Raw genomic sequence first — 18,342 nt, forward strand, 5'->3', positions numbered from 1 at the left:
AAAATGGAAGGGGGAATGGAAAAATGGCCCTATCAGATGAGGTTTTCGCTTCACCGGAAGAAGCCATCGATCTTATCAAAGAGGGTAAGATGATAATTGTTGTAGATGACGAGGACAGAGAGAACGAAGGGGATTTGCTCATGGCGGCCTCGAAGGTTACGTCGGAGTCCATCAATTTTATGACCAAATACGGAAGGGGGTTGGTGTGCGTTCCCCTGACGGAGGAAAGGGCAAGACAATTGGATTTAGAGCCCATGGTTACGCACAGCACGGACCCTCACGGCACAGCATTTACCGTTTCCGTCGATGCGAAAAATGGTACAACGACGGGGATATCCGCTGAAGATAGAGCTGTCACTGCCCAACTCCTGGCGGATCCATGTGCTAAAAGCTCGGATTTTCGCCGTCCTGGCCATATGTTTCCCCTTATAGCCAGGAAGGGTGGAGTATTAAAAAGAGCTGGCCACACTGAAGCTGCGGTGGACTTGGCAAGACTTGCAGGTTTAGAGCCAGTTGGGGTAATATGCGAGATAATGAACGATGACGGCACCATGGCAAGGTTGCCCCAGTTAATTGAATTTGCAAAAAAATTCGGGCTCAAAATAATGACTATAAAGAGTTTAATACGCTACAGACACTTACGGGAGAAGCTCGTTGAGAGAGTTTCTACTGTGGATCTTCCCACTGAGTATGGTAAATTCGTTGCCCATGCCTATAGATGGATATTGGACGATGATCCTGACATGTTGCATATAGCTCTTGTTAAAGGAGATATAAAGGAAGACGATGAAGTGTTGGTGCGAGTTCATTCCGAATGTCTCACGGGAGATGTTTTTGGATCCTTGAGGTGCGATTGTGGGCCACAACTTCATAGGGCAATGCAGATGATAGAACAAGAAGGAAAAGGTATTGTGCTTTATATGCGACAAGAGGGCAGGGGAATAGGGTTATATAAAAAGCTAAAGGCATATGAACTTCAGGAAAAAGGATTGGATACTGTTGAGGCCAATATTAAACTTGGAGTGAGCCCCGATTTAAGGGACTACGGCGTTGGTGCACAGATACTTTTCGATTTAGGGGTAAGAAAGTTGCGCCTAATGACCAATAATCCCAAGAAAGTTATTGGTTTAGAGGGATATGGCTTGGAGGTTATCGATAGGGTACCTATTGAGGTGGAGGCAAACTCCTATAACTTAAATTATCTAAAGACTAAAAAAGAAAAACTGGGGCATCTATTTGATTGAATAGAAGACCGAGATCTATAACAATAACTTAGGAGGATGATGTCATGCGTGTTCTTCAGGGCAATCTTATAGGAGAAGGCCAAAGGGTAGCATTAGTGGCCTCTCGATTTAATGAGTTGATAACAAATAAATTAATCGAAGGGGCCAAGGATATTTTATTTAGACATGGCGTCAGACCGCAGGATGTCGATTTATATTGGGTTCCTGGTGCTTGGGAATTACCCTTGATAGCCGAGGAGCTGGCTCTATCGGGCGACTACGACGCAGTTATCCCCTTAGGGGCAATTATTCGAGGAGATACTCCTCATTTCGATTACGTGGCCTCAGAGGTCTCGAAGGGCTTGGCAAAGATTGCACTGGAACAACGAGTACCTGTTGTTTTTGGCGTGCTTACCTGCGACAATTTGGAGCAGGCCTTGCTCAGGGCAGGCAGCAAGGCGGGAAATAAGGGCGCGGAAGCGGCTATGGCGGCTTTAGAAATGGTCAATTTGCTCTCTCAGATACGAAATCAGAAAGGTGGTACTCAAATTGCTTGATATCAAATGGATCAGAGAAAATCCGGATGAGGCAAGGAGGATGCTCCAAAACAGAGGCTACGAATATCCTCTTGACGAACTTTTAGATCTGGATTCTTTGCGTAGACAAAAGTTAATTGAGGTAGAGGGTTTAAAAGCAAAAAGAAACGAGGGATCCAAAGAGGTCGCTAAGTTAAAATCCAAGGGTGAAGACCCATCCAATTTGATGGAAGAAATAAGAAATATCAACGAAGACATTAAAGTCCTGGACAAAGAAGTTCAGGATATCGAAGAAAATCTTAGAGATTTATTGCTCCAGATCCCTAATAAGCCTCATGAATCCGTTCCTGTCGGCAAATCGGAGGAAGATAATGTTGTAGTGCGTTCTGTGGGTGAACTGCCAAAGTTTGACTTTGAGCCCAAACCTCACTGGGAACTGGGCGAAAAGATGGGTTTGATGGATTTTGAGGCTGGCATTAAATTGGCTGGAAGCAGATTTACAGTTTTGAGAGGAAATGGAGCGCGTTTAGCTAGGGCGCTGATAAATTTCATGTTGGACTTGCATACGCGCGAACATGGCTACTTGGAATTTGAACCCCCTTTCATCGTGAACTCTAAAACCATGACGGGAACGGGACAATTGCCAAAGTTTGCTAATGATCTGTACCATTGCGAAAGCGATGACTTATGGCTGATTCCTACAGCCGAAGTCCCCCTTACCAATATGCACGCCGAAGAAATCTTGGATGAAGACCTATTGCCCCTTTATTATACTGCATACACGCCTTGTTTTAGAAGAGAAGCAGGCAGTCACGGTCGGGATGTGAGGGGCATGCTTCGACAACATCAATTTGATAAAGTAGAGCTTGTAAAAATATGCACGCCGGAGACGAGTTACGATGAATTGGAGAAGCTCACTCAAAATGCAGAAGAGGTGTTGAAAAGACTAGGACTTCCCTATCGCGTCGTATGTTTGTGTACCGGCGATATGGGATTTGCTGCAAGCAAGACCTATGACCTGGAGGTATGGTTGCCCTCTCAAAATACATACAGGGAAATCAGTTCTTGCAGTAATTGCGAAGATTTTCAAGCCAGACGCATGAATACGCGTTATAAACCTCGAGGTGCTAAGGGAACACGCTTCGTTCACACCTTAAATGGCTCAGGCATAGCCGTTGGTAGGTGTCTCATAGCGATAATGGAAAATTATCAGCAGGCCGATGGATCGATCAAAATCCCCGATGCATTGGTACCTTATATGAAAGGACTTACCGAGATACGGCACTTTCGCTAGCTAAGGAGTAAGTCCATTGGTGGGCACTGTCAAATGGTTCAGGTTTTTCTTTAGTGCGTATAAATATGGCTTCTTCGTCATTATAGACAGAGTCCAGTTTAACGGGAAACATAAACTCACTGAAGTCAAGAAGTGGTTGTACATTTTCAACGAGATCGCGTGTCGCCTGTTCGGGAAGTCGGAAGCCGTCAGCGTAAAGTTTATAATCTACCAAATATATCTTATCTTTATCTACTACTTCCAGTTTACCCGATAGCTTGACCAGCACGTTGAGTTTAAAAAGAAGCAGGGGTTGCTCATAGACGGCAAGGGCGACAATCTGGCCATTCCTCAAATCGAACTTGAAGTTGCTCCATTTTTTGTCCTTTAGTTCGTATTCTTTTAAAGCTTTATTTATGTCGTTCCCAAGCAATCGGGCTTCAAATGATACTTCTGCTACTTTTTGGGGGCGCAGTTTTTCATCCCATTTTGCTGGAGGGTTAAAGTATACGTCCTTTGCTTCGAGTGATATTTCATCGATCCTTAAACCTTCTAAAACTGCCCCCTTTAACTTTACATACAAATGACCCACATATCCGTCATCCGTCGGTGGGTTGTCGACGATTATAATAGCTTGCTCTGGAGTAAGTTCTTTAGTGAAGGCCGTCGCAAGTTTTTCTACCGATGAACCGTAGGCTCGATTGAAGGGCAAAATAAGGGTTATTATCGAGCAGGCTAGACAAATCTTTAAAAAACTTCTAAATATTGAAGAAATTGTTTTTTTCTTTAACTTCATTCTATACACCGACCCTTTCATGATAAAATTAATAAACAAACCAATCGAAGGAGGAGTGTATCTCAGATGGACACAGATTACCTCTTGATCGCGGTTACGGCTTTGGCTTGCTTGATCTTTGAAAAAATCACAAAAAGACGATTGACGACTGACCAATGGGATTATACAAGAGATATGCTTATGATTGCCAGCATGTCTTTATTGTCCCTTGTAATTGGGACAAAAACCTCCTCCATTATAATGGCTTTTGGGATTATTTTCGCCGTTGTGGCTATGGCGGAAAGGTTGTATTCTTCACCGTTTTGGCCTTTTTTGAGGATTGCCTTGGCTATAGCATTTGCTCTTGTGGGGCCGCGAATACAATTCATAACTTTGGGCAATGACAGTTTTTACTATCTCTCTTCAGGTGTGGCAATAATTGCTACGGCAACTTGGTTGCTATTGTGTCAGACTTTTTTGTCAGAGGTCGATGAAATATCGGGGTTATCCGGGCACCTGATGGCTATAACGTGGGTGCTTTTATGGGGTGTCAGTTTCTTTTTGGACCAAGGCTTAAAAGATTCTATGTGGATTTCCTTTGCCGGGATATTGCTCTGTCTTATATTTTGGAGCAGGATTGGCCATACTTATCGGAGGTTAGGCGATCCGTTGGTGTATTTTTGGTCTACCCTTATTGCCGGTACATCCCTCATAGGGGTTAGCAAGGGCGTTACTTTTGCGACTATTTTGTTGCCTTTGTCGCTATTTGCATTGCCGCTAATGGAAGCCTCTCTCGGTTTTGTTGGAAAGACTTTTGTCGATAGTGCCCGCTGGAGAAATGTCTCTCTTTATGAAAAATTAGTGTCTCGAGGCATAGATCACCCCCAGGCTGTTAGGTTGGTCGCGGCTTTTTGTATGACCATAGGGACCTCGGTGGCTTTGTTTCAGCTTGTCCCATCGCCATGGGGGTTGAAAATATCAATGACCGCTCTTGCGGCAGGAATAGTGGTATTTCTGATTTATGTTGCAAAAAATGCTGCACCCAAGGATCAGCGCAGACCATCTTTATGGGGTATATTCGTCGATAACGTCTCTTTGGATTATGTCTTAAATAAAGTGATATTCTGGGCAAGTCAAGAAGATGATAAAAGTTACATGATCGTCACCCCCAATGCTTTAGTTGCCGAAAGATCGAGGTATGATTATGAGCTTAGAGAAGCTGTAAAATCTGCCGATTTGTCTTTACCGGATGGAATGGGGTTAGTGTGGGCCTTTAAGTTATTGGGCGTGAGAATACAGCAACGAATAGCCGGCATTGATTTTATGAACAATTTGTGTGAAATGGCAGAAAACAGGGGTATGCCTATTTTCTTACTGGGGGGTAGCAAAGATGTGGTCGAAAAGGCCTCGGCGCGCCTCAACGAAAGCTACCCAAACTTAAAAATAGCAGGTTTTCATCATGGCTACTTTTCCGAGGAGAGGGATTCTGACATTTGTAAATTGATCAACGAAAGCGGGGCCAAGATACTTTTCGTCGGCCTTGGGGTGCCTAAGCAGGAAATATGGATCTATCGAAACTTGAAGCATTTAAAGGGTGTAATAGCAATAGGGGTGGGCGGAAGTTTTGACGTTATCTCGGGACGTTTAAAGAGAGCTCCTGTTGCCTGGCAAAGATTTGGCTTAGAGTGGTTGTACCGGACGATACAGGAACCGTGGAGGCTAAAGCGCATAATGAGATTGCCCCTGTTCGTGGCATTGGTTTTTTTGACAAAGTTGGGGTTGTGCAATAGGAGGATGGATTAATGGCCATTAAAGCTCAAGAGGTGATGCAAAAAGATCTAACGGTTTTGTCGAAAGACGATTTGGTTATAGATGCCGTGAAAATGTTTTATATTCATAAAGTTACAGGTGTGCCAGTTGTAGAAGGGAATTGGTATTTGGTTGGCTTCATCTCCGAAAGCGACATTCTGAAAGCGGCACTCCCAACCTATCTTGAAACCATTACCTCATCGACATTTTTAAGCAATAATGGGGAATTATGTCTCTTTGACAAGATACATGATATCGGCCTGAGAAGAGTCGAAGAATTCATGACAAGAGAAGTCATAAGCGTAGACCCTTCAGCGAGTTTGATGAGCGTTGCGGATTTGATGATTCGAAAAAGGATCAAAAGGCTTCCCGTGGCAAAGGATAGGAAATATATTGGGATAATAGACAGAAGTGCTTTCTGCGAGTTTCTCATGGAAGGAGGGGTTTTGGGTGAACAATAAGGATGGGGAAACAGACGGAATCTATGATGATTTAACTGAAGAGTTGGAGTCCTTCAAAAATTTACTGGAAATTGAATATAAGCAGAGGATAGCCGAAGCGAATAAAACTAGAGAGGAAACCTTAAAGCAAATCCAAGAAATGTATACGAAGAGGATGGAGCTCTTCAAACAAGGGCTCAAAAAAGAAGAGGAGACTCTTTTGCTTCAGGCTCACGAGCTGGAAACAAAATATCAGGATCTAGCAAAGGATATGACGGGTAAAATAGATAAGCCCGGCCTAATAGATGCCATTATATCGGAAATATCGCACGATTTATGGCCAAACCTCGACAGGGGAAGCGAAGAGGAAGGCAATATTGAGGATTGGAAAAGGGGTATGGATGAAGTTTGATAGCGGAAATGATCCATCTCAAGATAATAGGCCTGCAAAGGGACAGTAAAGATTTGATAGAGCATATTCGTGGCCTTGGGGTTTTTCACGTGGAAATCGAAGAGGCCATCGAATACAGGCAAATAGCCGATGAACCAATGGTCGAAAAGATGAAATTTTTGCGGGCTGGCATATTGGGCCTTTTAGAAGATCTTGGTTGGAGCGATTGGAGTAGCCTGCCCCAGGATCTCGTGGAATCTTTAGGGAATGCTGTTCATCTAGATGATATGGCAGCCTTAGACGAAATAGAAAAAAGTCTGGTGGAATTTAAGGGGCGCCTATCTGAAATGGCTCACGAGATAAGGGCATTGGAGGAATCAATTTTTGCCCTAAAGCAGGTTCATTATATAGCTAACCATTTCTATAACTTTTTTACTGAGGAGAAAAAAAGGGGGAAAGCAATATCTTTTTGGCTGGTAGAAACTGACAAGATAAGCGGGTTACTGAAAAAGGTTGAAAGGAAAATTCGTTCCGCGACTCCTGTTATGGAAAGGCCTTATGTTAACCACAAGTTGCTTTCCCAGGGAGAAAACATCTCTATAATGGCCCTTAGTGTGGATCAGGATAAAATCTCTGCTGTTCATGAAATTATGGACGAATTTGGATGTATTTCCTACACTATGCCAAAGACAGTTGCGGGTGAGTCTACAATAGAATCCCCCACGGCGGCCCAAATGGAACTTAAGTGGTTGCCGGAGAGGTTGGAGCGAGCGAAGAAGACGCTGGATTCGACGAAAGAAGAGTGGGGTCCCCGTTTAGCGGCTTTATATATATTAATTGATGACAGGTTGGAGTCTTTAATTTTAGAAAATAAACTATCGAGCGAAGGGGAAATTTTTACCTTGACGGGATGGATGCCGTCGTCGGAGTTCGAGAAGGTAAAATCATCGCTGAAAAATAGGTTTGGAGAGAGAGTTTTAATTACATGGAGATCGCCCGAGCCGCGCGAATGGCCTAAAGTGCCTATTTTACTGGACAATCCAAGATGGGCTAAACCATTTGAGCTGTTTCTAAAATTAATGCCCATGCCCGGCTATAAAAGTACGGATCCTACTGCCTTTATAGCCATATTTTTTCCTCTTTTTGCCGGTTGCATGATTGGCGATATTGGCTATGGCTTGATTTTTCTCCTTATCGGCTTGTTTAGCTTAAAGGCATTCAGGCGGGAAAATCCGATCCTTAAAGGCGTTTCGCAGATACTTATAAATATTTCGGTAATGAGCATTATATGGGGATTCCTATATGGGGAATTTTTTGGTGATCTTGGCCATAGGTTATTTCATATGGAACCTCTATGGGTTGAGAGAACGCATGGCATTATTCCTGTCATGGGTTTTACCGTTTCTTTGGGTGTTGCGCACGTTATCTTAGGTTTGGCCTTGGGGGCATATGAAGGAGTCAAATACAAGAACAAACATCATACATATGAGCGATTGGGAACGTTGTTTACGCTGCTGGGGATTGTATTGTTTGTAGTCGGTTACTTTAATTTAATTGAACTCAACCTGATACCTTTTGTCGTTGCACTTTTGGTGACCGGCCTTGCATTATTGATTAAAGGAGGAAATCTATCGGGATTTGTGGAAACCATTGGTTCTGTGGGTAACGTATTAAGTTACATAAGAATTGCGGCTATAGGTTTATCTTCTGCCATATTGGCTATGGTAGCGACAAAGTTCGTGGATGTGTTGGGAGTGACTTTTTTTGGAATTTTATTGGCCGTCCTGATACACTTGCTTAATTTAATAATAGCTATAGCTGGATCGGTATTGCACTCGGCCCGTTTACATTATGTCGAGTTTTTTGGTAAATTTTACGAAGGCAAAGGTAAACAATATAAACCTATTAAGCGAAGGAGGGGAACCGCTTGGAGAAAGCCTTAATAGGGCTGGCTGCCGCGTTGGCAGTGGGGATTCCGGCCTTAGCTACAGCTTACGCTCAGGCGAAAATAGGAAGTGCCGGCGCTGCGACAGTTGCGGAGAAGCCCGAAACGTCTGCCATAATGATAATACTTGAGGCCATTCCAGAAACTATGGTAATATTAGGTTTTGTTGTAGCTATAATGCTGATATTGCAATTAGGATAAGAACCGAAGAGGCCGTCCATGGATTTAAATGAACTCAATAAATTTAAGGAAAACCTAAAAAGGGAATATGATGAACGCATAAAGGACTATAAGCGACGGATAGAGGAAGAATTGGCCGATATAGCTGCCTCTAAAATGTTGGAACTTGAAAGGCAAATGGGTGAGATAGAAAAGCTTCATTCAAAGATAATACAGGAGCGTTTGACCCTCTTTCGGCTTAAGGCAATTAAGTTGGGAAAGGATATAATAAATAAAGAAGCAAACGCACTTTTTTGTTCCATCGAAGAGAGGGTCAAACAAAGGACGGAAGATGCCAGAAAAGAACAATCACATTATGCCAAGATGCTAAAAACCCTCATCGACGAAGCGGTTGAAGCAATATCAGACGATAAGATTACGGTTCAACTCTCTCGGGAGGAAGAAGAGATAGCCAAAGGTTTGTCGAAATTTTACAGCATAGTATTCGCTGGCAACTCCGACTTTTGGGGAGGGCCCATAGTGGTCGACGAAAAAGGTGAAAGAATTGTCGAAAATACAATCAAAAGTCGATTTGGAAAACTCACACCCCTCGTCCGACAAAGGATTGGGGAGATCATGTCTCCTCTTCTGGAGGAGATTGAGAGGGCATAGCGAAAATTATAGCTACTTATGTGCCGCCCTCAGAGCGAGGGCGGCCAGATTTTATAAATGGGATGAGCTGTGCGCCCTAGCTCGAGGCGACTTTAAAGCTTTGGAATCAGAATTTTTAGAGGGCCGTTACAGCGAAAGTTACCGTTCCCAGATACTTTCTTCGCTTTTTTCGCCCTTGCGCAAGATCGAGCTTGCAATAATGTTCGAGATAACAAAGCGTTTAAGATCAGCTCATTTAAAAGCAGAAGGAGAACCTCATGAATTGATGTCTGTGGTATTAAGCAGGGGAGATCTCCATAACTTTCGCGTAATTTTAAGACGATTTGCTAGCGATAGGAGCGGTCAGTCGGAGGAATACCTATGGCATTTATATGGGAATCTTTCAAGGGATTTTTTCAAGAACGTTTGGGAGGCAGATGACATTAGCTCAGCCAGAAAATGGATTTATTTGTATGGTGATCCCTATGGGATGATATTAGATGAGGCTATGGTAGCTTTGCAGAGTACGGGAAACTTGGTTAAGGCCGAAAGAGTACTGCTATTAAATCATCTGAAATACCATCAGGACGTTATTTCTAAATATCAAAATAAAAACGGTGCAATAGCTAAAGAATTTTTGGGAAGGCTAGTTGATCTTTGGAACTTAAATCTTTGGATCCATGAAAGATCCGGGATACAGACGAAAGAAACTCGCGTAGGATATTTGCCAGGAGGAGCGTGGATTGACGATAAAGTTTTGTCAAAGGCTAAAGTTATAACTGAAGCCGTACAGGGCACTCCATGGCGAAGGGCAATAAGCAAAGGAGCTTTTATGACGTTTCACGAATTTCAATGGCATCTCCAAAAGGAATTTTGGATATGGCAAGTATCGCTTTTTCGCAGGGATCCTCTCGGTTTCGAAGTTCCTTTTGGATATATTGCAAAAGCTTTGGCGGAGTGGAGCAACTTAAATATGATTGCCATAGGAATTGCCTTTGGTTTACATCCAGATGAAATCATAGGCCGGCTAATCCCTGTAAAGTGATCTTTTTGGGAGGAATTTTATTATTATGAAAGATATAACCGATGAATTCGAAGTAATCGCCTTGGGCAAGGAGATCTTTACTGATCTATGGAGATTATTCGGTTTCAGATCCGTAATATGCGAGAATCCCAATGATGTGTATTTGATATGGAAAGAACTCATGTCGGAGAATGTCGCTGTGATCGTCGTGGAGGAAGATTGGTTTGCCAGAATGCCACTAAGGCTTCGAATCTTAGCAGAACGCTCAGTTGCTCCTGCATGGGTAAAATTTCCTACGTTATTACGAGAAGGGGAGAGCCTAGTTGCAGGACAATAGGGGATATATTAAGGGAATTTCCGGTTCAGTCGTCACATCTACGTGTTTTCCCAATACCTCCATATATGAAGTTGTGTATGTAGGCAGCGAAAGGTTGCTTGGCGAAGTGGTACGCATAAGAAGGGATCTCGCTGATATTCAAGTATATGAGGATACTACGGGCCTTCAAATTGGCGACCATACGATATTTACCGGAGAGTTGTTATCTATGAAGTTAGGCCCCGGGTTATTGGGACAGGTATTAGACGGCATAGGACGTCCTCTTGAAAGGCTTGGCAAAAAGTCGCCCTATATATCCAGAGGCACGCATATCGATGCCGTAGACGACAGCGAAAAGTGGTATTTTATACCCCGCCTGCAGAGGGGAGATGACGTTGGACCAGGGGATATATTGGGAGAAGTTGAAGAAAAGGGCATTAAACATTTTATAATGGCCCCCTTGGCTTTTAGGGGCAAAAACAGCACGATCAGTTGGATAGCACCGAAGGGCGAGTATGTTGTGGACGATGTAATATGTAAAATCGGTGAAACGACAGTTAAGATGTCTCAGCGGTGGAATATAAGAACACCCCGAAATGTCGGCAGAAAACTCGATTTAGACAAGCCGTTCTTGACGGGGACTCGCATATTGGACGTTTTTTTTCCTCTCGCTTTGGGGGGAACAGCTGTGATTCCTGGTGGATTTGGGACAGGCAAAACAGTTACACAGCAATCCATAGCAAGATGGGCCAATGCGGACATAGTGATTTACATTGGCTGTGGGGAACGCGGTAACGAGATGACGGAAGTTCTAGAGGAGTTCCCTTCGTTAACGGATGTACGCAGGGGAATCCCACTGATGGACAGAATGATACTGATCGCAAATACGTCCAATATGCCAGTTGCCGCAAGGGAGGCGAGTATATACCTGGGAATGACAATCGCCGAATATTATCGCGATATGGGATACAATGTGGCAATTATCGCGGATTCCATCAGCAGGTGGGCTGAAGCGTTGAGAGAAATTTCAGGCCGACTTGAAGAAATGCCGGGAGAAGAGGGATATCCCGCCTATTTAGCCTCTAGGTTGGCCCGTTACTATGAACGTGCCGGAAATGTGGTGCCCCTTGGCAGCCCTCAGCGCAACGGTTCAATATCCGTCATAAACGCTATATCACCCCCGGGAGGCGACTTTTCCGAGCCTGTTACGCAATCAGGGTTACGCCTTTCAGGGTGTTTCTGGGCTCTGGATAAGGGGCTGGCTACAAAAAGGCATTTTCCATCCATCAATTGGGCTCAAAGTTACTCTTTATATCACGAGAACCTAGATCGTTATTTTACAAGGGAAATATCCGAAAATTGGGTGCCCTTGCGAGAATTTGCTCTCAATATATTACATGACGGCAAGTCTTTGCAGGAGATGGTTCAGATCGTGGGCAGAGACGGGCTTACCGAGGAGGAAAAGTGGATACTTAAATTGTCGGAGCTGATAAACATATTCTATCTGCAGCAGAACGCCTTTGATTCGAACGACGCCTATTGCGATCCTAACAGGCAGCTTGTTATGTTAAACACTTTAAAGTTGTTAGATGAAGAGATAAGATGGGCTCTTAATAGCGGGGCGTTGTTCGAACAGATAGATTCTCAATTTGCTTTTGTTGCGGACTTAATGAAATTAAGATCTCAAAATGCTGAAGATTACGAAACCAGCTTGATTTCATATATTACAAAGCTGAAAGAGGAGCTATCAGATCTTATATAGATGAAGGGTGTAGTGACGATGAAGCTTTTAAAAGAAGGCTACAAGACCATTGAAAAGATAGCAGGGCCCCTTCTTTTTGTGAGCAAGGTTGCGAGAGGCGGTATAGGGGAAATAGTAAAGATAGAGTCCAACTTTGGAGAAGATTACGGTCAAATACTGCAAATTGTCGATGACTTATGCGTCATCCAGGTCTTTGGCGAAACGATGGGGCTAGCACCAAATAATACGGTAGTATGGCTAGAAAGAGATGTCGTAAAGATTCCTTTAGGTATAGCTCTTCAGGGGCGCATGTTAAACGGCAGAGCAATGCCTATAGATGGAGAAGGCCCTATATCATGTATCGAAAAATGGGCCCCGATCCAGGGCAATGCTATAAATCCTTGGCGTCGCAAAAGCCCCCATGAATTTATCGAGACTGGGATATCGACAATTGATTTGATGAATACCTTAGTTAAAGGGCAAAAACTTCCCATTTTTACGGGGAGCGGATTACCAGCCGATAAATTAGCGGCCCAGATAGTAAAGTACGCTCGAACGCCTGCGACCTCTGCGGATTCGTCGCCATTTATGGTAGTATTTGCTGCTTTGGGCATAACGCAAAGAGAAGCATCTTATTTTAGGGAAGCCTTTCGTGAGAGCGGCTCCATATATAGAGGCGTGTTTTTCTTTAATCTGGCGGGAGATCCTTCAATTGAGAGGATATTAACCCCCAGAATGGCCTTGACAGTGGCAGAGTATTTTGCTTTTGAGAAGGGATACGATGTCCTTGTAGTTCTGACCGATATGTTACATTATTGTGAAGCCCTAAGGGAGATAAGTTCAGCACGAGAAGAAATACCGGGACGTAGGGGATTTCCTTCTTATATGTATTCTGATTTAGCAAGCATTTACGAGCGAGCAGGTTGTATATCAGGCATCAAAGGCAGCATTACACAAATACCTATCGTTACAATGCCAGATGATGATTTGACCCACCCCGTACCGGATTTGACAGGATATATAACCGAAGGGCAAATCGTCATGGACAGAGAACTTCACGGCAAGGGGATATATCCTCCCATAGATGTATTATCTAGTTTGAGCAGGTTAATGAACAAGGGTATAGGGGAGGGCTCGACCGTTCCGGAACATCGCGCCCTATCCGACCAGCTCTATGCAGCATATGGGCATTTTAAGGATCTTGTCAGACTAAAAACCATTATTGGCGAAGAGGGACTCACGCCTACGGAGATGTCGTATTTAAGTTTCGGAGAGAAATTTGAATCTGAATTTGTAAATCAAGGGGAGAGACGTCGAAGCCTAGATGAAACATTGGAACATGCATGGAATTGTCTCTTGACTTTACCCAAAGACGAACTTCATCGATTGCCTGTAAATCTCATAGATGAAGTGATGCTTAAAAGGGGAACAAAGGCATGAGCCGAAGGCCGCCGACCAGGGATCAATTGTTAGAGCTTAAACGAACCATTTCATCAATGAAAAAAGGGAAGGAGATCCTTGAGAAAAAAAGGGATGCCCTTTTGCAAATGATTGAAAGCGACAGGAAGAAATTCAGAGAGGTAAGGGAGACATTTTTAAAAAGTTGTGCAAAAATATATTCTTCCTATGCATTGGCCAGATTGCACGATGGAGAGGCTTCCATATCGCTCCTTGGAATAAGCATACCCTTAAATAAGGTTGATAGGAGCATTAATCAAGCGATGGGATGCAAATACCCTTCGTTTTTCCCCAGTGGCGGGTTCCCGGCAACTTCACAACTTTACGATCCCATGTTATTTTCCCTTTATGTGGATTTATTGATACAAGATCTGGCGGAGGCCAAAGAACTGCTTTGGGAGTATATAAATTTACATGTAAAATTGAGATCGCTTGAGAGGGAGTTAAAAAAAACGCTTTTGAAGATAAACACTATGGAACAAAACCTAATACCACAGCTTGAAGCGGAAAGACGGCAGATAGTTTTTTACTTAAATGAAAGAGAAAGACAAGAACGCTTTGTCACGAAAAGTTGGATGAAAAAAAGAGAACTTAAAGGAGGTAATTAGTTATGAATATGGACAAAATCATGAAACAGGCTCAGAAAATGCAAGCACAGATGATGAAGATTCAAGAGGAACTCGCGAAGGAAGTTGTCGAAGGCGAAAGCGGTGGAGGAGTGGTAAAGGTAAAGTGCAACGGACAGGGCGATTTCCTTTCCATATCCATCGAACCGGATGTCGTCGATCCCGAAGACGTAGAGATGCTGGAAGATTTGATATTGGCGGCCATTAATGACGCTCAACGAAAGAGCAAGGAGTTGGCTAACGAAAGACTCAGCAAGTTTGGCGCAGGTTTTGGCATGCCGGGGCTCATGTAGTTTTTGTGAAGCAGGTGACCTAATTGGCTTTGGCAAAGGCATTGGAGGATTTAATACGTCTATTTGAGAGATTTCCCGGAATTGGCGAGAAAAGCGCGAGGAGGATGGTGCTATTTTTATTACAGCAGCCCAAAAGCTTTTCTGAATCATTGGCTGAGTGTATTGCAAAATGCAATTCCTTACTCCATCCCTGCAGCAGGTGTGGCAATATAACTGATGAGGACCCATGTTCTATATGTTGTGATCCCTTCAGGGATAAGTCGACCATATGTATCGTAGAATCGGTCGAGGATCTCATTACAATCGAACAGGCGGGCATATATAACGGACTTTACTTCGTATTGGGATCGCTATATTCTCCTTTAGACGATGAGGAAATAGCCCCTCAAGTTTTAGAGCGCTTGGTGAAAAGGGTTTCTGAAGAAGAGGTTAAGGAGGTCATATTAGCCTTTAGTCCCAAGGTCGAAGGAGAGTTAACAATGAATTTGATATCTAAGATCATGGAGCCCCTGCCCGTAACAGTTAGCAGATTATCGTATGGCCTACCTGTCGGTGGTAGTGTAAGTTTCGCTGATAGGACGACCCTGCACGCCGCCCTTGAAGCAAGGACATACATCAAAAGAGGCGAAGGCAGACAGTAAGAGGAGGTACGTTTATATGCAAGAAGGCATGGGACGACTTGTCAACATAATAGCTAGAACTATTCTCAGCATATTAGGCGTCATAGCAGGATATCAACTGGCACAATATCTATCATCCAGTTCGTGGTGGCCAACAAGTGCGTGGATTTGGGACATGGCGATGTGGGGGTTTGTTATAATGATTCCCGCTCTTCTGGGCTATTTGCTTGCCCCCCTGTTCGTTCGAGGAATTGCCCGAATTGGTATCATATTCGAAAGATCTTTGCAGACTTTCGCATGGCAGGATTTGTTCGTTGCAATCTTAGGCTTAATTATAGGTTTGATTGTAGCAAATCTATTGGCCATGCCCCTATCTTCAATCCCGAATTTGGGATTTTATTTGGCAATTCTCTTGAATGTAGTATTAGGTTATGTGGGTTTGATCCTCTTTTTAAAAAGAAAAGATGAAATCATCAGCATGTGGTCGTCCTTTGAACTTCTAAGGGACAGGCTTCATTTAAAGGGCAAAAAAATGCGCGAGGAGTTTGACCATGACAGCATTAAATTGCTTGATACGAGCGCGTTAATAGATGGCAGAATATTGGATATAGCAAAAGTCGGATTTATAGAAGGCGTTATGTGCATTCCCGGGTTTGTTTTGTTGGAACTCCAAGCAATTGCAGATTCGACGGATCCGTTAAGGAGGGCAAAGGGGAGAAGGGGAATGGAAGTTGTCGAGGAACTCCAAAAATTGCCCAACTTCAAGCTCGAAATATTGGAACAGCCTTTAAAAGAGCTGAAAGTTGATACTGTCGATGAGGGTTTGATCGAGCTGGCCAAAAAATTGAAGGCAAAGATAATTACTACTGATTATAATTTGAACAAAATTGCAAGCATACAGGGACTTGACGTTTTAAATGTTAATGATCTAGCCAATGCGCTTAAACCGGTTTTGATACCAGGAGAAACTCTTGAGGTAGATGTTATTAAAGAAGGAAAAGAGCCCAATCAGGGAGTGGCTTATCTCACCGACGGAACGATGTTGGTAGTAGAAGATGGAGAAAAATATATTGGAAAAAGGGTTGAGGTAGTTATAACGTCATTATTACAAACCTCTGCCGGGAGAATGATATTCGGCAGAGTGAGACGAGTGACGAGCTGATGAGTTTGAAAAACTGCTCTTTCGTGATACTAGCTGCCGGAAAAGGTGCCAGGATGAACACCCCTTTTAAGCAATTTAGGCTTTTGGGAGGCATTCCTCTGTGGGTATGGGGTGTTAAGCTGGCGAGAAAACTTTACGACATGAACCTCATTTGTGAGGTGGTCGTAGTTTTTCCAAAGGACTATGATTTTTCTTTTCATGTAGAGGTTTTACAAGCTCATAAGATGCCTTTTAAGGCCATAAATGGCGGCGATACAAGGGCCATGTCTTCAATTTTAGGCGTCAAAGTTTCCGACGGCGATTACGTTCTCGTTCACGATGCAGCTCGTCCCCTAGCTTCGTCAAATTTAGTCAAAAAAGTTATATCGGCCCTATCTCCGGAAGCCGGTGTTATCCCCTTAATTCCCATAAGGGATTCGTTAAAGAGGGTTTCCGAAGGAGGAGAAATCGTGCCAGTCTCTAGAGAGAACCTCTGGTGTACACAGACACCTCAGGCTTTTTCAAGAAGGGAGTTGATCTCGGTCATGGAGATGGTAGGAGATGGCGTATTTGACGAAGCAGAAGCGTGGATAAAGGCAGGACGTCACATAAATTTTGTCGAAGGCGAGCCGAGCAACGTGAAGATAACTTACGAAAGCGATTTCAAGCTTTGTCATAACATTGTTGAGGGCATGAGCCCCCTTAAGGTTGGCCACGGCTTTGATATTCATCCTTTACGTCCCTGGAGAAAACTCATTCTTGCAGGGGAATTCATTCCCAGTGCTCCTCTAGGGTTGGATGGTCACTCCGATGGCGACGTAATTTCTCATGCAGTGGCCGATGCTTTGTTGGGAGCTGCCGGAGAGCCGGATTTGGGGAGTCTATACCCTTCTTCCGATGAGCGGTACAAAAACGCTAATAGCCTTCTAATTCTCGAGGAAATAGCACACCTATTGTTCGAAAAAGCTTGGATCCTGATTTCTCTGGATGTGACATTGGAAGCACAGCTGCCTAAACTCGGATGTTATGTCGATACTTTTAAAACCAATCTCGAAAAGGCTTTGTCAGTTTTGACTTGTAGGCGCAGCGATATTGTAAATTTGAAGATAAAGTCTGGTGAAGGAGTGGGCGCCGTAGGAACAGCTCGTTGCATGCGTTGTCATGCCGTAGCTGCGATGAGGGGGGCGATGGAGTGGTAAAGGTGTTGACTAAAAGATCTCTTTTATTGGCCTTGCTCATTTTGTGCTCCCTCCTGTTGCCAAAAAGAGCCATTGCCCTAAACCCCTACACATGGGTCAGTAATGCGGGGACCTCCGTTAAATTATACGTTAATGGAAAGTTAGTTGCCTCTGCGCCCGCAGAAATGGCTGATATGATATATTCGTCCAACGAGAAGCTCCAAAAACTCTTCGAAAGAAACAATAAAGGTTTGTACTTTAAAATAAACAAGCTCGATGAGGATGTTTTTGTCATATCTTCCAAAAACGGGAAGGACATCTTTGTCGTAACTTCCGATATCGCTGAATATCACAAGAGCACTCCACAGTTGTTAGCAGGGATCTGGCTGTCAAATGTTTACGAAGCTCTTTATGGTTTGCACGATACAGCTATATATAAAGATTATGTTACGGTTACATGGTATGGAGGCCCAAAGTGGGAAGGAAACAAAACAGCCAACGGAGAAATTTTTTATAACTGGAAGCTGACTGCTGCCTCAAATGATCTTCCCTTCAATAGCATAGTGAAACTTCATAACCCGAAGAACAACAAGAGCATAATTGTAAGGATTAACGATCGTTGCGCTAAAAGCGGCATAATAGATGTGTCCAGGCTTGCCGCTGAACTGTTGGGCATAACCCGTATAGGTGTTGCGAAATTAAGAATGGAGGTTCTTCACTTGCCGGAGTAGTAACCAAAGAAC

Annotated in this window: 20 protein-coding genes; 19 read left to right on the top strand and 1 reads right to left on the bottom strand. The window is 43.6% G+C overall.

Annotated features, from left to right (window positions below):
- Positions 1-23: 23 nt before the first annotated feature.
- Genes HMPREF1705_RS08770 through serS form a run of 3 tightly spaced genes read left to right on the top strand, consistent with a single transcriptional unit; the run spans position 24 to position 3,053 of the window.
- Positions 24-1,244, top strand: a complete 1,221-nt coding sequence (locus HMPREF1705_RS08770) for a bifunctional 3,4-dihydroxy-2-butanone-4-phosphate synthase/GTP cyclohydrolase II (RefSeq protein WP_040348025.1) — start codon at positions 24-26, stop codon at positions 1,242-1,244.
- A gap of 44 nt (positions 1,245-1,288) precedes the next feature.
- Positions 1,289-1,780 (top strand): 6,7-dimethyl-8-ribityllumazine synthase, encoded by a 492-nt coding sequence (gene ribH / locus HMPREF1705_RS08775; protein ID WP_009201150.1) that lies wholly within the window; start codon positions 1,289-1,291, stop codon positions 1,778-1,780.
- Positions 1,773-3,053, top strand: coding sequence for a serine--tRNA ligase (serS, locus tag HMPREF1705_RS08780; RefSeq protein ID WP_057940943.1), 1,281 nt, complete (start codon positions 1,773-1,775; stop codon positions 3,051-3,053). The genes ribH and serS overlap by 8 nt, the downstream gene beginning before the upstream one ends.
- On the opposite strand, the gene HMPREF1705_RS08785 is transcribed toward serS, so the two are convergent.
- Complete coding sequence (locus tag HMPREF1705_RS08785) at positions 3,028-3,828, bottom strand: LmeA family phospholipid-binding protein (protein WP_111089602.1); 801 nt, start codon at positions 3,826-3,828, stop codon at positions 3,028-3,030. The genes serS and HMPREF1705_RS08785 overlap by 26 nt on opposite strands.
- A 66-nt stretch (positions 3,829-3,894) precedes the next feature.
- Between HMPREF1705_RS08785 and HMPREF1705_RS08790 the strand changes: the two genes are divergently transcribed.
- From HMPREF1705_RS08790 to HMPREF1705_RS08865, 16 genes are read left to right on the top strand one after another with little or no spacing between them, the layout of a single operon-like run.
- Positions 3,895-5,610: a WecB/TagA/CpsF family glycosyltransferase gene (locus HMPREF1705_RS08790; protein ID WP_057940944.1), complete on the top strand. Its 1,716-nt coding sequence runs from the start codon at positions 3,895-3,897 to the stop codon at positions 5,608-5,610.
- Entirely contained in the window at positions 5,610-6,077 is a 468-nt protein-coding gene (locus HMPREF1705_RS08795; protein WP_057940945.1) for a CBS domain-containing protein, read from the top strand. The genes HMPREF1705_RS08790 and HMPREF1705_RS08795 overlap by 1 nt, the downstream gene beginning before the upstream one ends.
- Positions 6,067-6,468, top strand: a complete 402-nt coding sequence (locus HMPREF1705_RS08800; protein ID WP_057940946.1) for a hypothetical protein — start codon at positions 6,067-6,069, stop codon at positions 6,466-6,468. Before HMPREF1705_RS08795 ends, HMPREF1705_RS08800 begins: the two co-directional genes overlap by 11 nt.
- The gene (locus HMPREF1705_RS08805) at positions 6,465-8,390 is read left to right on the top strand and encodes a V-type ATP synthase subunit I (protein ID WP_242603576.1); all 1,926 of its coding nucleotides are present in this window, start codon (positions 6,465-6,467) and stop codon (positions 8,388-8,390) included. The genes HMPREF1705_RS08800 and HMPREF1705_RS08805 overlap by 4 nt, the downstream gene beginning before the upstream one ends.
- On the top strand, positions 8,375-8,593 hold the full coding sequence (locus tag HMPREF1705_RS08810; protein WP_009201143.1) for an ATPase: 219 nt from the start codon (positions 8,375-8,377) through the stop codon (positions 8,591-8,593). Before HMPREF1705_RS08805 ends, HMPREF1705_RS08810 begins: the two co-directional genes overlap by 16 nt.
- A gap of 18 nt (positions 8,594-8,611) precedes the next feature.
- Entirely contained in the window at positions 8,612-9,223 is a 612-nt protein-coding gene (locus HMPREF1705_RS08815) for a hypothetical protein (protein WP_057940947.1), read from the top strand.
- On the top strand, positions 9,210-10,247 hold the full coding sequence (locus HMPREF1705_RS08820) for a V-type ATPase subunit (RefSeq protein WP_057940948.1): 1,038 nt from the start codon (positions 9,210-9,212) through the stop codon (positions 10,245-10,247). Before HMPREF1705_RS08815 ends, HMPREF1705_RS08820 begins: the two co-directional genes overlap by 14 nt.
- A 25-nt stretch (positions 10,248-10,272) precedes the next feature.
- A complete protein-coding gene (locus tag HMPREF1705_RS08825) occupies positions 10,273-10,563 on the top strand; it encodes a V-type ATP synthase subunit F (protein ID WP_057940949.1) in 291 nt (96 codons plus the stop codon).
- On the top strand, positions 10,550-12,304 hold the full coding sequence (locus HMPREF1705_RS08830) for a V-type ATP synthase subunit A (RefSeq protein WP_057940950.1): 1,755 nt from the start codon (positions 10,550-10,552) through the stop codon (positions 12,302-12,304). The genes HMPREF1705_RS08825 and HMPREF1705_RS08830 overlap by 14 nt, the downstream gene beginning before the upstream one ends.
- An 18-nt stretch (positions 12,305-12,322) precedes the next feature.
- Positions 12,323-13,723, top strand: a complete 1,401-nt coding sequence (locus HMPREF1705_RS08835) for a V-type ATP synthase subunit B (RefSeq protein WP_057941033.1) — start codon at positions 12,323-12,325, stop codon at positions 13,721-13,723.
- Positions 13,720-14,349, top strand: a complete 630-nt coding sequence (locus HMPREF1705_RS08840; protein ID WP_057940951.1) for a V-type ATP synthase subunit D — start codon at positions 13,720-13,722, stop codon at positions 14,347-14,349. The genes HMPREF1705_RS08835 and HMPREF1705_RS08840 overlap by 4 nt, the downstream gene beginning before the upstream one ends.
- A 2-nt stretch (positions 14,350-14,351) precedes the next feature.
- Positions 14,352-14,660: a YbaB/EbfC family nucleoid-associated protein gene (locus tag HMPREF1705_RS08845; RefSeq protein WP_009201136.1), complete on the top strand. Its 309-nt coding sequence runs from the start codon at positions 14,352-14,354 to the stop codon at positions 14,658-14,660.
- Between the two features lie 23 nt (positions 14,661-14,683).
- A complete protein-coding gene (recR, locus tag HMPREF1705_RS08850; protein ID WP_057940952.1) occupies positions 14,684-15,301 on the top strand; it encodes a recombination mediator RecR in 618 nt (205 codons plus the stop codon).
- Positions 15,302-15,317: 16 nt separating this feature from the next.
- Positions 15,318-16,442, top strand: coding sequence for a PIN/TRAM domain-containing protein (locus HMPREF1705_RS08855; RefSeq protein ID WP_057940953.1), 1,125 nt, complete (start codon positions 15,318-15,320; stop codon positions 16,440-16,442).
- On the top strand, positions 16,442-17,620 hold the full coding sequence (gene ispF, locus HMPREF1705_RS08860; protein WP_009202538.1) for a 2-C-methyl-D-erythritol 2,4-cyclodiphosphate synthase: 1,179 nt from the start codon (positions 16,442-16,444) through the stop codon (positions 17,618-17,620). Before HMPREF1705_RS08855 ends, ispF begins: the two co-directional genes overlap by 1 nt.
- Entirely contained in the window at positions 17,614-18,330 is a 717-nt protein-coding gene (locus tag HMPREF1705_RS08865; protein ID WP_057940954.1) for a septal ring lytic transglycosylase RlpA family protein, read from the top strand. The genes ispF and HMPREF1705_RS08865 overlap by 7 nt, the downstream gene beginning before the upstream one ends.
- Positions 18,331-18,342 lie beyond the last annotated feature (12 nt).

Source organism: Acetomicrobium hydrogeniformans ATCC BAA-1850 (assembly GCF_000160455.2).
Taxonomy (GTDB): domain Bacteria; phylum Synergistota; class Synergistia; order Synergistales; family Acetomicrobiaceae; genus Acetomicrobium; species Acetomicrobium thermoterrenum.

Bases quoted from the DNA above. Each gene is read 5' to 3' on its own strand.
- HMPREF1705_RS08770 (WP_040348025.1), top strand. From the start codon at position 24: ATGGCCCTATCAGATGAGGTTTTCGCTTCACCGGAAGAAGCCATCGAT.
- ribH (WP_009201150.1), top strand. From the start codon at position 1,289: ATGCGTGTTCTTCAGGGCAATCTTATAGGAGAAGGCCAAAGGGTAGCA.
- HMPREF1705_RS08785 (WP_111089602.1), bottom strand. From the start codon at position 3,828: ATGAAGTTAAAGAAAAAAACAATTTCTTCAATATTTAGAAGTTTTTTA.
- HMPREF1705_RS08790 (WP_057940944.1), top strand. From the start codon at position 3,895: ATGGACACAGATTACCTCTTGATCGCGGTTACGGCTTTGGCTTGCTTG.
- HMPREF1705_RS08795 (WP_057940945.1), top strand. From the start codon at position 5,610: ATGGCCATTAAAGCTCAAGAGGTGATGCAAAAAGATCTAACGGTTTTG.
- HMPREF1705_RS08815 (WP_057940947.1), top strand. From the start codon at position 8,612: ATGGATTTAAATGAACTCAATAAATTTAAGGAAAACCTAAAAAGGGAA.
- HMPREF1705_RS08825 (WP_057940949.1), top strand. From the start codon at position 10,273: ATGAAAGATATAACCGATGAATTCGAAGTAATCGCCTTGGGCAAGGAG.
- HMPREF1705_RS08835 (WP_057941033.1), top strand. From the start codon at position 12,323: ATGAAGCTTTTAAAAGAAGGCTACAAGACCATTGAAAAGATAGCAGGG.
- HMPREF1705_RS08840 (WP_057940951.1), top strand. From the start codon at position 13,720: ATGAGCCGAAGGCCGCCGACCAGGGATCAATTGTTAGAGCTTAAACGA.
- HMPREF1705_RS08845 (WP_009201136.1), top strand. From the start codon at position 14,352: ATGAATATGGACAAAATCATGAAACAGGCTCAGAAAATGCAAGCACAG.
- HMPREF1705_RS08855 (WP_057940953.1), top strand. From the start codon at position 15,318: ATGCAAGAAGGCATGGGACGACTTGTCAACATAATAGCTAGAACTATT.
- ispF (WP_009202538.1), top strand. From the start codon at position 16,442: ATGAGTTTGAAAAACTGCTCTTTCGTGATACTAGCTGCCGGAAAAGGT.